The following is a 12,476-nucleotide window of genomic DNA, read 5'->3' on the forward strand; positions in this document are numbered from 1 at the left end:
CCAATCGCGACGCATCCATCAATGCGGCACCTTCAGGCGGGCCGGTTTTCGGTCAGGATCCGCAGGGCGCGGCGGGCGAGCATTCTGACGGTTTCGCCGCGGGACGCCATACGTTCATCCGTCGACTCGCCGCGGGCATAGCGGGCGTAGAGCTGCTGGCGGATGACGGCGACCCGCCAGCAGGCGAACGCCTCATACCAGGCGACGGCGGCCAGGTCGAGGTCGCTGCGCGCGGCGTAACGGTCGATGACCTCGGCGCGGGTAGGCAGGCCGAGCGTGTCCATGCCCGGGTCGTGGATGGCGTGGTCGTCGTCCGTGTCGGCCGGGTCGGGCCAGTAGTTCAGCAGGGTGCCCAGGTCGACCAGCGGGTCGGCGAGCGTCGCCATGTCCCAGTCGAAGACGGACGCGACCCGCTCGGGGTGCCCGGGCCGGAACTGGCAGTTGTTGACTTTGAAGTCGTTGTGCACGAGCGCCGCGGCCTGGCTGGCCGGCAGGTGGCGGGACAGCAGGTCGGCGGTCCGCGTCATCGCGGCGTCGTGCGCCGGATCGGCCCATGTCGCGACCCGCCCCCAGCGGTCGCGCCAGCCGGCCAGCTGCCGCTCGAGAAAACCGTCCGGACGTCCGAGCCGGTCCAGGTCGCAGCCGGCGGGGTCGACCGCGTGCAGGTCCGCGAGCGCGTCGACGGTCGCGAGCCCCAGTTGGTGCGCCCCGGCGCGCCCACCCAGCTCGGGCGGGATCACGCCCCACACCACGGTGCCGGGACGGTACTCGGAGACAAGAAAGTCGCTGCCGGCGACGTCCGGGTCGTCGCAGAACAGGAATGCGCGCGGCGCGCGGTCGTAGACCCGCCACAGCCGGGAGAGCACCCGGTGCTCCCGGCGCATGTCGTGCGCTCCCGGCGCCAGGACGCCGAACGGCGGGCGCCGCAGGACGAAACGCCGGTCGCCGAACCGGACGAGGTAGGTGAGGTTGGCCGAGCCGTTCGGGAACTGCGCCACCTCCATCGGCTCGTCGACGCCGAGCCGCGGAGCCAGGTAGTCCCGGATCCCGGCCCAGTCCAGCTCCTGGCCGGGGCGGACGGGGGCGACCTCGGGTGGGATCCCGGGCGCGGGCGGGATCCCCGGCGCGGGCGGTTCAGTCACCGTGGACGGCCCGCTCGATCTGCTCGGCGAACCGTTCGCGCGCGGCGGCCCGGCGCGCCGGCAGGTGCCCCGACGGGAAGGGGCCCGCGGCCGGCTCGAACTGCGCCAGCAACGTACGCGCGAGCGCGGTCCGGTGGACCTCCGTCGGGCCGTCGGCGAGCCCCATCTGGAAGCTTTCCAGCACCCAGGCGCCGAACGGCATCTCGTTGGAGATTCCCAGCGAGCCATGGATCTGCACCGCCCGCGCGGCGACGTCGTGCAGGACCTTCGGCATCGCAGCCTTCACCGCGTGAATGTCGGCGCGCACGCGGTCGTAGTCGTCGTAGCGGTCGATCCGCCAGGCGGTGCGCAGCACGAGCAACCGGAACTGCTCGATCTCGATCCACGAGTCGGCGATCATCGCCTGCACGAGCTGCTTGCGGGCGAGCGGCTCCCCCTTGGTGAACCGGCTCAGCGCCCGCTCGCACATCATCGCGAACGCCTCGCGCACCAGCCCGACGGTCCGCATCGCGTGGTGGACGCGGCCGCCGCCGAGCCGGGTCTGCGCGACGGCGAAGCCCTGCCCGCGCTCGCCGAGCAGATGGTCGGCCGGCACCCGCACGTCCTGGTAGCGGATGTACGCGTGCGCCCCTTCCATCTCCTCGTGGCCCGCGACGCCGACGTTGCGCAGGATCGTGACTCCCGCGGTCTCAGCCGGGACGACGAACATCGACTGGCGGCGGTGCGGTGCCGCGTCGGGATCGGTGACCGCGAGCACGATGAGGAACGACGCGTAGCGGGCGTGGCTGGAGAACCACTTCTCGCCGTTGATCACCCACTGGTCACCGTCGAGCTCGGCCCGGGTGACGAACTGGGTCGGGTCGCTGCCGCCGCCCGGCTCGGTCATCGAGAAGGAGGACATGATCTCGCCCGCGACGAGCGGCTCGAGGTAGCGCTTCCTGAGCTCGTCGGTGCCGTAGCGGGCGAGGACCTCCGCGTTGCCCGAGTCGGGCGCCTGGCAGCCGAACACCACCGGCGCGGCGTGCGACCGGCCCAGGATCTCGTGCATGAGCGCCAGCTTGAGCTGCCCGTATCCCGGGCCGCCCAGCGCCGGGCCGAGATGGCAGGCCCAAAGGCCACGTTCGCGTACCTTCTCCTGAAGCGGCGGGATCAGTTCCCGGCGTAGCGGATCACGTAGGTCCCGCGCGTTCGTGACCACCAGATCGACCGGCTGCACCTCCTGGCGCACGAACTCGTCGATCCAGTCGAGCTCCGCCTGGAAATCGGCGTCCGTCTCGAAGTCCCATCCCATGCGCACTCCCTCGCCGTGTCAGACCTCGAGCCCCTCCGAGGAAGCCGAAGCTTGTGCCGGACGCCGGCGGTGCCGCTCGTCGGTTGACGCACGACCAGCGCGCACGTTAGTCAGATTTCAACACAGTTTCAGTGGCACGGGCCGGCGCTCCAGTGCCAGATGCGGAGGAACTCATGTCCGATGTTTCAATGATCATCGGCGGGGAGCGCCGGGCCGCCCCGTCGACCTTCGGCGTCGTCAACCCCGCGACCGGCGCGGTCCACGCCGACGCGCCCGACTGCTCCCGCGAGCAGCTCGACGAGGCGTTCGACGCCGCCGCCAAGGCCTTCCCCGACTGGCGCAAGGACGAGACCGCCCGCCGCACCGCACTGCGGGAGGCCTCGGCACGGCTCGCCGCGGCCGCGGACCGGATCGGCCCGGTCCTCACCGCCGAGCAGGGCAAGCCGCTGAAGGCCGCGAAGATGGAGCCGTTCGCCGCCAGCATGTGGCTGAAGTACTTCGCCGACCTGGAGGTCGGCCGCGAGGTCATCCAGGACGACGCCCGCGCCTACGCCGAGGTCGTCCGCCGCCCCGTCGGCGTCGTCGCCGCGATCACCCCGTGGAACTTCCCGATCGTGCTGTCGGCGTGGAAGATCGGCCCCGCGCTGCTCGCCGGCAACACGATGGTCCTCAAGCCCTCACCGTTCACGCCCCGCAGCACCCTGCTGATGGGCGAGATCCTCGCCGAGGTCCTCCCCCCGGGCGTCCTGAACGTCGTCTCCGGCGGCGACGAACTCGGCAGGTGGATGACCGCCCACCCCACCCCCCGCAAGATCAGCTTCACCGGGTCCGTCGCCACCGGCAAGCACATCGCCACCGCCGCCGCCCCCGACCTCAAAAGGGTCACCCTCGAACTCGGCGGCAACGACGCCGCGATCGTGCTCGACGACGCCGACCCGGCCGTCATCACCGAGAAGCTCTTCCGTGGCGCCTTCGACAACAACGGCCAGGTCTGCTCGGCCATCAAGCGCCTCTACGTCCCCGAGTCCCTGTACGACGACGTCGTCGACGCGCTGGCGGCCCGCGTCGCGCGGGTCAAGGTCGGCGACGGCATGGACCCGGCCTCCGAACTCGGCCCGGTCCAGAACCGACCCCAGTTCGAGCGGGTGTCCGGCCTCGTCGCCGACGCGCTCGCCGGCGGCGCGAAGGCGGCCACCGGCGGCGCACCGATCGACGGCCCCGGCTACTTCTTCGCACCGACCGTCCTGACCGGCGCCGCCGAGGGCACCCGCATCGTCGACGAGGAGCAGTTCGGCCCGGCGCTCCCGGTGATCTCCTACCGCGACGTCGACGAGGTCGTCGCCCGCGCCAACGCCACCATGTACGGCCTCTCAGGCTCGGTCTGGTCGGCCGACCCCGACCGGGCCGCCGGGGTCGCCGAACAACTCGACTGCGGCACCGCCTGGGTCAACACCCACGTCGCCCTCGGCCCGCACCAGCCCTTCGGCGGGTTCAAGTGGAGCGGCCTCGGCGTCGAGAACGGCCCCTGGGGCCTCGCCGGCTTCACCGAGATCCAGGTCCAGTACCGCGCCAAGAAATGACGACAGCCGGACCTGGCTGACGGCCGGGCCAGCCCCACCAACGGGCAGGCTCGGTCGTCGGCCGGGGCGGCGAGCAGGCCGCGCGGACGCCGCCCCGGCCGGTGCGGCGGGCAGATCAGTCAGACGCCACCTCGGCCGGAGTGCCGCGCAGATCAGTCAGACGCCGCGCGGCACCGGCGGCGCGAAACGTCTGACTGATCTTGATTCCGTCGTCGCCGCCCGCCCAGCGGTCGGCTCGGAGGGTCGGCTGGACGGCGAAAAGGAAAAAGATGGTGCGCGGAGATGGCGGGAGCCGGGGCCGCGGGGCGTGGCTTGGTTTAAGGGGTCAGCCGAGGACTGGTTCCCAGATACTGCGGGAGGCCGCTTCTGGGTCGGTGATGAGGGAGGTCGGGACGTCGAAACGGCGGGCGAGGCCGGCCGGGCCGGCGGAGCCGAACTCGGGCCAGCCCGGGTCGCCGTCGGTGGCGAAGGCGACCCAGGCCCTGCGGATCTCCTTCGAGAGCACCACGGCCTCCGCCGGCGTGGGCACGCCGAGCAGCAGGTCGGCCATCCCACCGGCGAGGTTGCCGAAGGTCAGCGGGACGTCCACGGCGTGGCAGGAGCCGAGCACCCCGCCGAACGCCGGCGACGGCCAGGTGAACTCGTAGCCGAACGCGCGGCCGGGGTGGCGGCGGGCGCACCACAGCGACGGCATCCGGAACGTGCGGTCCGACATGATCAGCGTGTGCAGGTCGAGGTCCGAGATGCCGGGGTGGACGGCGCGGTAGTCGGCCACGGCGGTGGCGGGCAGACCGGCGCGTTCGGCGGTCGCGGCCGGATCGGCCTCCTTCAGGCCTTCCAGCAGGGTGAAGAACCGGAACTCGTCGCACGTGAAGCCGACCAGCAGGTCGACCTCGACGCGTAACCGTTCCCACGGCAGGCCCAGCACCAGCTCCCCGTCGAGGATCGGCGCGTACGGCGTGACCTCGCCGGGGACGGCCTGGGCGACGTGGATGGCCTCCGGCGCCACCCCGGCGAGTCCCTCCGCCGTCGCCGGCACGCCCAGCGTCGCGGCGATGCGTTCCGTGACCGCCGTCGCCTCATCCTGGGTCAGCACGACGCCGGCGACGCTCTGCGCGATCGCCCGGCGGAACAGGCCGCGCCCGGCGTCCGCCGCGGTCAGGCAGGCGACCGCCGTGGCGCCGGCCGACTGGCCGAAGATCGTGACGTTGCCCGGGTCGCCGCCGAACCGGGCGACGTTGTCCTGGACCCAGCGCAGCGCGGCCAGCTGGTCGAGAAGCCAGCGGTTGTCCGGCCGGCCGGGCAGCCGGCCGAAGCCCTCGAGGCCGACGCGGTAGTTGAGGCTCACGACGACGGTCCCGGCGCCGGCGAGCGTCGCCCCGTCGTAGCCGGGCTGGGCCGTCGAGCCGATGATGAACGCGCCGCCGTAGAGCCAGACCAGCACCGGCAGGCCGGCGCCGCCCGGGTCGGGCGTCCACACGTTGACGGTGAGGCAGTCGTCGCCGTCGCCGGGCCGCCACAACGGGTCCGGCGCGCCGACGAACGCCGGCTGGGGCACGCCGGGGCCGAAGTGGGTCGCCTCCCGGGTCCCTTCCCAGGGTTCCGGCTCCGCCGGCGCCGCGAACCGGGCCGGGCCGCCGATCGGGGCCGCGTACGGAATCCCCTTGAAGACGTGGATCCCGGTGTCGGTGATGGCGCCGCTGACGGTTCCGTGCGTGGTTAAGACGGTCGGCCCCTTGGTCGGCACAGGCCACCCCCAGTCCCGGGCCGACGGCCGTCCGCCTCTTGACCCGATTCTGCCGTGCTGCGCCGCCGTTTCCGGGCAATGCCGAAATACGCGACCGGTCGGGCATTCCTGGACCGGCCGACCGAGGCCGACGGAGGCTCGCGGCGGCCAGCGGCCGGCCGCCGGCCTAGGTGTTGCGGCCGCCGTTGACGCCGATGATCTGGCCGGTGATGTAGCTGGCCTCGTCGCGGCACAGGAACGAGGTGGCCGCCGCGATGTCCTCCGGCTTACCCGCCCGGCGGACCGGGACCCTGGTGGCGTGCTCCTCGACCGAGGTGCCGAGGTAGCCCTTCTCCTCGGACCTGCGCAGCATCGGGGTGTCGACGAAACCGGGCGGGATCGTGTTCACGGTGATGCCGCTGGGCCCCAGCTCCAGGGCCAGCGCCTTGGTGAAGCCGATCAGCCCGGCCTTGGACGACACGTAGTGCACCATGAACGCCTGGCCGCCCTGGGCGCTGGAAGACGAGATGTTCACGATCCGGCCCCAGCCCGCCGCGGTCATGTCGGGCACGACCGCCTGGCAGCAGTAGAACGGCCCGCTCAGGTTCACCTTGAGCATCTTGTCCCACAGGTCATCGCTGATCTTCAGGAACTTGTTGCTGGCGGTGAGGCCTGCGTTGTTGACGAGCACCAGCACCGGGCCGTATGCCTCGCGGGCGCGGTCCATCGCCGCGTTCACCTGCTCACGGCTCGACACGTCGACGCTGCCGAGGGCGATCGCCTCCCCGCCGTTCTTGCGCGCCTCCTCGGCCACCTGCTCGGCTGCCTCGGCGTTCAGGTCGAGGACGGCGACCGCGAGGCCGTCCTCGGCGAGCCGCAGCGAGATCGCCCGCCCGATGCCCGACCCGCCGCCGGTGACGACCGCTGTCCGTCGCTCGGTCACTACCGCGAACCTCCTTGGTAAAGGAACCTTCCCCATCCAGCCCTATCGGACCGGCGAGGCACGGCGCCCACAGTGGTGATGCAAGGCTCAACAGTCAACGTCGTCGTCAGCGCGCGACGTAGCCGCCGTCGACCGGCATGGCCACGCCGGTCATGAACGAGGACTCGTCACTGGCCAGGAAGAGCGCCGCCGCGGCGAGCTCCTCCGGACTGGCGAACCGGGCCATCGGGTTCGGCACCTTGATGTCCGCGGGCGGCGTGGGACCGGCCTGGGCGGCGGCCATGCCGGTCCAGGTCATGCCCGGGCAGACCGCGTTGACCCGGATGCCGGACTTCGCGTAGTCGAGGGCCGCCGACTTGGTGAGCAGCACGACGCCGCCCTTGGCCGCCGAGTAGCCGCCCTTGCCCTTCCAGCCGACCATCCCGGCGTTCGACGCCGTGTTGATGATCGAGCCACCGCCGGTCCGCAGCATCACGGGGACGGCGTACTTGATGCCGAGGAAGACGCCCTTGATGTTCACCGCGAGGAGGCGGTCGAGCGTCTCCTCGTCGAGCTCGTGGATCGGCCCGAACGGGCCGGAGATGCCGGCGTTGTTGAACAGCACGTCGAGCCGGCCGAACTCGCGCTCCGCCGTCTCGACCATGTTCTGGACCTCGGCGGCCACGGCCACGTCCACCGCCACCGCCACCGCGCCCGCGCCGATCTGCGCGGCCGTGTCCTTCTCGGAGCCGTTCAGGTCCGCGCACACGACCTTGGCGCCCTCGGCCGCGAACAGCAGCGCGGACGCCTTCCCGATCCCGGACCCGGCACCCGTGACGATCGCGACCTTGCCGTCCAGCCTTCCCACGACAACCTCCAGTGGACGCCGATGTCCTTACCGACTGCCCCAGCACCGACTGCCCCAGCGGCCGACGACCGCGACCCAGCCGAAGCCGGGGACGGCGTCCTAGGTGTTGCGGCCGCCGTTGACGCCGATGATCTGGCCGGTGATGTAGCTGGCCTCGTCGCGGCACAGGAACGAGGTGGCCGCCGCGATGTCCTCCGGCTTACCCGCCCGGCGGACCGGGGTCTTCTCGGCGTGGTCGTCGACGCCCCCGCCCAACATGCCGCGCCGCTCCGACTCGCGCAGCATGGGCGTGTCGACGAAGCCCGGCGGGATCGTGTTGACGGTGATCCCCTCGGGGCCGAACTCCAGCGCGAGCGCCTTCGTCATGCCGATGAGGCCGGCCTTCGAGGCGACGTAGTGCGTCATGTACTGCTGGCCGCCCTGGGCGCTCGACGACGAGATGTTCACGATCCGGCCCCAGTGCGCCGCGATCATGTCGGGCAGCACCGCCTGGGTGAGGTAGAAGGGCCCGGACAGGTTGACCGCGATGGTCTTGTCCCAGGACGCGTCACTGATCTTCAGGAACTCCCGGAAGCCGGTGATGCCCGCGTTGTTCACCAGCGCGAGGACCGGACCCATCGAGGCCCGGATGCTCTCGACGGCCGCGTTCACCTGCTCGCGGCTCGACACGTCGACCCCGCCGAAGGCGACGGCCTCGTTCCCCGCCTCACCGATCTCCTCGGCGACCTTCTTGGCCGCGTCGGCGTTGAGGTCCAGGATGGCGACCGCGAAGCCGTCCGCGGCGAGCCGATGGGCGATGGCCCGCCCGATGCCCGACCCACTGCCGGTCACAAGCGCCGTCCGCTGCTCGGTCACTGTGCCGAACCTCCTTTGGTCCTGAATGTGCCCTGGTCAGCCCGTGAACCGAGTGCCCGCGGGCGACCGGCCGCCGCGCGGCGGCCGGTCGCCCGCGGGCACCCGTCCGGATGTGCGGCGACGGCGACTAGGAGATGGCCTCGTCGCCGGCGATCGACGTGCGGTGCATCAGCCGGCTGGAGGTCTCGCCGTAGGGCAGCGCCCGGTGCAACATCCCCGTGTTGTCCCAGATGACGAGGTCGCCTCGCCGCCACTTGTGGCGTACCACAAACTGGGGCTGTGCCGCCCAGGTGAGCAGCCGGTCGAGCAGCGACTCCCCCTCGTCGGCCGGCCGGCCGACCACCTCGCCGGCGGTCGCGCCGAGCAGCAGCGACCGCCGGCCGCTGCGCCGGTGCCAGACGAGCGGGTGTTCCCGGGACGGGATCCGGTCCCAGGACGCCCGCTCCCGTTCCGAGGGGCTTGGGTAGACGCGCAGCTGCGACGCCGCGAAGCTGTGCACCACCCGCACCCCCGCGAGCCCCGCCTTCTCGTCGTCGGGGAGGGCGTCGTAGGCGGCGTAGACGTTGGCGAACTCGGTGTCGCCGTCGTCGTCATGGGAGATCTCCCGCGCGGTCAGCAGCGTGCACTTGTCCGGCACGGTGTCGGTCGCGCCGTCGAAGTGCCACCAGAACGTCGCCTCGCGGTACGCCGCCATCTTGCTCTTCGACGCGTCACGGGTGATCGCCTGAACCTCCGGGTGCCCCTCGACCGCGCCGCGCGCCGGCGGCACGACGTCGCCGAGCAGGCGGCTGAGCGCCACCAGCTCGTCGTCGGTGACGTTCGCCTCCCGGAAGATCACGACGCCCCGCTCGTCGAGGGCCGCGAGCGTGTCCGCGGCGACCGCCGGATCGAGCAGCGCGCCGCCGGTCAGCCCGACGATCTCGACGCCGGTGGTCGGCGTGATCTGCGTCCTGGTGACACTCATCGCGCGTTCGCCCCTGGCCCGCTCAGATGGCGGGTTCGACGGTGGCGTTGAAGAACGCCGCTCCGGAGTCCGGGATGCGAGGCTGCTTGAAGATGTTCACCGGATACGAGACCATGATCATCGAGTAGAGCAGGTGCAGCAGCCGGGTCTCCGCCTCGGGCAGGTCGTTCACGTCGAACGAGTCGAGGTAGGCGATCGCCTCCTCGGCGAGCGGCGCGATCGCGTCGTAGAACTCGCCCAGCTCGTCGATGGTCTTCGTCAGCCGCTTCGCATACCGCTCGGGCCGCGACGCCAGCGCCCAGTCCTCGACCCAGGGCTCGAGGACGCCGAACTTCTCGGGCAAGGTGCCCGTCGTGGTGCTCATCTCGTGGGCTCCTTCTACTTCTCTTTACCGGCCTGGTAAGCGGCGACGGCTTCCCGGACGACGTGGTGGAACTGGCGAATCATCAGCTCCATGTCGGACAGGTGGAACGTGCCCAGCGCGCGGTTGTTCAGCGCCGACCAGGTCGCCTCCACCGTGTTCGTGTCCTGCATCGCGAACTCGATCGTGCTGTCGACCACCAGTTCCTGGCCGAGCCGCTCGGTGACGTTCTTCGGCTCCGGGAAGTAGATGTCGACCTCGTACGAGTGCGTGCCGACCGACTCCGGGATGTACTGGTAGGTGATGTAGTACCCGCGGTGCCACAGCTGGATCGACAGGTTCGGGAACAGCCAGTACTGGTCGTTGCTCCAGTACTGGACGTTGCCCGGGTTGCGCTCCGGGGTCAGGTAGTCGATGTCCTCCGGCAGGTCGTCCGGGCCGAAGATGCCACCGCGGAACAGCCGGTAGACCCAGTCCTGGTCGCGCTGGGCCGGGCCGACGGACCGCGTCCGCTTCTTCAGCGGCGGCGGGCCGGGCACCGAGGTCAGCATGTGCGGGGCGAACAGGTCGTAGTGGTACGAGTCCATCGGCGGGACGAGCTTCTCCGCCTTCGACATGTCGGCGTTGAGGAACCGCCCGTGAACGTACGCCGGGTGGTACCACTCCAACAGGGCGTCGATCCCGATCTTCCAGTTGCCCTTGATGAGGGTCTTGAAGCCCCAGTGGTTGGTGAACTTCTCGAACGGCCACGCCTCGAGCTCGGTGACCAGCTTCTCGCCGAGGAAGTCCCGCAGCGTCGGGGCGTCCTGGCTGAAGTTCACGAAGATGAACCCGGCCAGCACCTCGCAGCGCAGCTGCGGCATTCCCAGCCCGTCCTCGGGCAGTGAGTCGAAGAACTGGTCGCGCTTCGTGACGTAGCTGCACTTGCCGTCGAGCCCGTAGCGCCAGCCGTGGTACTTGCACTGGAACTGGCGGGCGGAGCCCTTGGACTCCTCGCCCGGGTGCTCCTGCCACACGACCTTGTTGCCGCGGTGCGCGCAGACGTTGTGCAGCGCGTAGATCTCGCCGTCGGTGTGCCGGCTGATCACGATCGAGCCAAGGCCCTTGAACTCGCGGGTGAAGAAGGTGCCGTTGCGCGGCAGCTGCTCGACCCGGCCGACCTTCAGCCAGGTCCGCCTGAAGATCGCCTCATGCTCAGCCTGGTAGAACTCCTCTGAGATCGAGTCCTCGTAGCTGACTGGCCCGGTACCAAGCTCCGGGTAATCCAGCGTGTACTTGGCCCGGCCCGTCGCCAGTTTCTCGATGCTGGACATTTCTCCACCCCCTCCAGGGATGATCTCGGACCGGATGGACTCCGGCACCGATCAGCGGTGCTGCGAGCTGCGATGCTGTGATGATCAGAATGTGGATGTGGATCTGACGGGGACGGCGCGTGAACGACGCGACGCGACGGCGTCAGGTTGAAGCAGCCGAGACGTGGCGGGAGCCATCAGACGACGCCGTCCGCGCGCAGCTGGGCGATCTCGTCGGCCGAGCGGCCGAGGATCTGGCCGAGCACCGCGTCGGTGTGCTCGCCGAGCTCCGGGCCGAGCCAGCGGATCTCGCCCGGGGTCTCGGACAGCGCCGGAATCACTCCCGGCACCGCGAGCGGTCCGATCCGGGACTCCTCCACCGTGATCGTCCCGCGGTGCTGGTACTGCTCGTCGTCGAAGATGTCGGCGATCGAGTAAAGCTTGCCGGCCGGCACCTCGGCCGCCCGGCAGCGGGCCACGACCTCGTCGCACGACAGGGAGCCGACCCAGTCGGTAACCAGCTTGTTGACCACGTCGCGGGCCGCCAGCCGGTTCTGCTTCGGCCCGAAGACGTCGGGGGCGGACAGCTCCGGCCGGCCCATCGCCCGCGCCAGCCTCGCGAACATGTCGTCGTGCGAGCAGGCGATCGCCACGAAGTGGCCGTCGGCGGTCCGGTAGTGGCTGTGCGGCACGACGTTCACCGTGTCAGCGCCCATCCGCTCCCGGACATAGCCGTTCTTCTGGTAGGCCGGCGCCAATTCGTCCAGCGCCCGGAAGATCGTCTCGAACAGCGCGATGTCGACGACCTGGCCGCGCCCGGTGGTCTCCCTGGCTCGCAGCGCCATCAGCACCCCGATGACGCCGTACATGCCAGACATGTAGTCGGCGAGCGAGGTGGAGCCGGGCGTCACCGGGATGCCGTCCGGCTCGCCGGCGAGATAGGCCAGGCCCGAGAACGCGTGCGCGATGCGGGCGAAGCCCGGCAGGTCCCGCAGCGGGCCCGACTGCCCGTAGGCGGACACCCGCAGCAGGATCGCGGCGGGGTTGATCTCCTGGATCGCCGGGAAGTCCAGACCCAGCTTCTCCATGACGCCAGGCCGGAAGTTCTCGATGACGATGTCGGCCCAGGCGATCAGCTCGCGGAGCAGCTCCCGGCCGCGCGGGTCGGCGAAATTGATCGTCACCGACCGCTTGTTGCGTGCCTCCGACAGCCAGACGAGCGTGTCGCCACACTCCGTGTCACTGCCGAACCGGCGCAGGTGGTCGCCGACGCCGGGGCGCTCGACCTTGACGACCTCGGCGCCGAACTCACCCAGCACCGTGGCGCAGAACGGGCCGGCCAGGAAGGTGCCGAGATCGAGGACCTTGACTCCGTCGAGCGCATGCATGCCGTGGACCTTCTGACGAGACGGGCGGGCGAGATCGAAGATCGGGTTACCGGCCGGATCAGGGTGAGGCGCGGGGACGCCCTCCAC

Annotated in this window: 11 protein-coding genes; 1 reads left to right on the plus strand and 10 read right to left on the minus strand. The window is 70.8% G+C overall.

Going from position 1 to position 12,476, the window contains the following annotated elements; translation table 11 throughout:
- Positions 1–32: 32 nt before the first annotated feature.
- Both FRCN3DRAFT_RS0230465 and FRCN3DRAFT_RS0230470 read right to left on the minus strand, forming a co-directional pair.
- Positions 33–1,142: a phosphotransferase family protein gene (locus FRCN3DRAFT_RS0230465; protein WP_007509852.1), complete on the minus strand. Its 1,110-nt coding sequence runs from the start codon at positions 1,140–1,142 to the stop codon at positions 33–35.
- Positions 1,135–2,433: an acyl-CoA dehydrogenase family protein gene (locus FRCN3DRAFT_RS0230470; protein WP_007509854.1), complete on the minus strand. Its 1,299-nt coding sequence runs from the start codon at positions 2,431–2,433 to the stop codon at positions 1,135–1,137. The genes FRCN3DRAFT_RS0230465 and FRCN3DRAFT_RS0230470 overlap by 8 nt, the downstream gene beginning before the upstream one ends.
- 173 nt (positions 2,434–2,606) lie before the next feature.
- On the opposite strand from FRCN3DRAFT_RS0230470, the gene FRCN3DRAFT_RS0230475 reads away from it, so the two are divergent.
- Positions 2,607–4,013: an aldehyde dehydrogenase family protein gene (locus FRCN3DRAFT_RS0230475; protein WP_007509856.1), complete on the plus strand. Its 1,407-nt coding sequence runs from the start codon at positions 2,607–2,609 to the stop codon at positions 4,011–4,013.
- Between the two features lie 325 nt (positions 4,014–4,338).
- Here FRCN3DRAFT_RS0230475 and FRCN3DRAFT_RS0230480 read toward each other — a convergent pair whose 3' ends face one another.
- The 8 genes from FRCN3DRAFT_RS0230480 to FRCN3DRAFT_RS0230515 form a co-directional block, all read right to left on the minus strand.
- Positions 4,339–5,760 carry a carboxylesterase/lipase family protein gene (locus FRCN3DRAFT_RS0230480; RefSeq protein WP_007509857.1) on the minus strand — a complete coding sequence of 474 codons (1,422 nt, stop codon included), beginning with the start codon at positions 5,758–5,760 and terminating at the stop codon, positions 4,339–4,341.
- A gap of 166 nt (positions 5,761–5,926) precedes the next feature.
- Entirely contained in the window at positions 5,927–6,682 is a 756-nt protein-coding gene (locus FRCN3DRAFT_RS0230485; protein WP_007509859.1) for an SDR family NAD(P)-dependent oxidoreductase, read from the minus strand.
- Between the two features lie 106 nt (positions 6,683–6,788).
- A complete protein-coding gene (locus FRCN3DRAFT_RS0230490) occupies positions 6,789–7,529 on the minus strand; it encodes an SDR family NAD(P)-dependent oxidoreductase (RefSeq protein ID WP_007509861.1) in 741 nt (246 codons plus the stop codon).
- 99 nt (positions 7,530–7,628) lie between these two features.
- A complete protein-coding gene (locus FRCN3DRAFT_RS0230495; RefSeq protein ID WP_007509863.1) occupies positions 7,629–8,384 on the minus strand; it encodes an SDR family NAD(P)-dependent oxidoreductase in 756 nt (251 codons plus the stop codon).
- Between the two features lie 127 nt (positions 8,385–8,511).
- Positions 8,512–9,348, minus strand: a complete 837-nt coding sequence (locus tag FRCN3DRAFT_RS0230500; RefSeq protein WP_007509865.1) for a TauD/TfdA dioxygenase family protein — start codon at positions 9,346–9,348, stop codon at positions 8,512–8,514.
- Positions 9,349–9,370: 22 nt separating this feature from the next.
- On the minus strand, positions 9,371–9,712 hold the full coding sequence (locus tag FRCN3DRAFT_RS0230505) for a hypothetical protein (protein WP_007509867.1): 342 nt from the start codon (positions 9,710–9,712) through the stop codon (positions 9,371–9,373).
- Between the two features lie 14 nt (positions 9,713–9,726).
- Positions 9,727–11,022, minus strand: a complete 1,296-nt coding sequence (locus tag FRCN3DRAFT_RS0230510) for an aromatic ring-hydroxylating oxygenase subunit alpha (protein ID WP_007509870.1) — start codon at positions 11,020–11,022, stop codon at positions 9,727–9,729.
- Positions 11,023–11,198: 176 nt separating this feature from the next.
- Positions 11,199–12,389: a CaiB/BaiF CoA transferase family protein gene (locus FRCN3DRAFT_RS0230515; RefSeq protein ID WP_007509872.1), complete on the minus strand. Its 1,191-nt coding sequence runs from the start codon at positions 12,387–12,389 to the stop codon at positions 11,199–11,201.
- Between the last annotated feature and the right edge of the window lie 87 nt (positions 12,390–12,476).

This window comes from Pseudofrankia saprophytica (assembly GCF_000235425.2).
Classification (GTDB): Bacteria; Actinomycetota; Actinomycetes; order Frankiales; family Frankiaceae; genus Pseudofrankia; species Pseudofrankia saprophytica.

What these genes read in the sequence shown, in the direction of transcription:
- FRCN3DRAFT_RS0230470 (WP_007509854.1), bottom strand. Translation starts at nt 2,433, where the DNA reads ATGGGATGGGACTTCGAGACGGACGCCGATTTCCAGGCGGAGCTCGAC.
- FRCN3DRAFT_RS0230475 (WP_007509856.1), top strand. Translation starts at nt 2,607, where the DNA reads ATGTCCGATGTTTCAATGATCATCGGCGGGGAGCGCCGGGCCGCCCCG.
- FRCN3DRAFT_RS0230500 (WP_007509865.1), bottom strand. Translation starts at nt 9,348, where the DNA reads ATGAGTGTCACCAGGACGCAGATCACGCCGACCACCGGCGTCGAGATC.
- FRCN3DRAFT_RS0230505 (WP_007509867.1), bottom strand. Translation starts at nt 9,712, where the DNA reads ATGAGCACCACGACGGGCACCTTGCCCGAGAAGTTCGGCGTCCTCGAG.
- FRCN3DRAFT_RS0230510 (WP_007509870.1), bottom strand. Translation starts at nt 11,022, where the DNA reads ATGTCCAGCATCGAGAAACTGGCGACGGGCCGGGCCAAGTACACGCTG.
- FRCN3DRAFT_RS0230515 (WP_007509872.1), bottom strand. Translation starts at nt 12,389, where the DNA reads ATGCATGCGCTCGACGGAGTCAAGGTCCTCGATCTCGGCACCTTCCTG.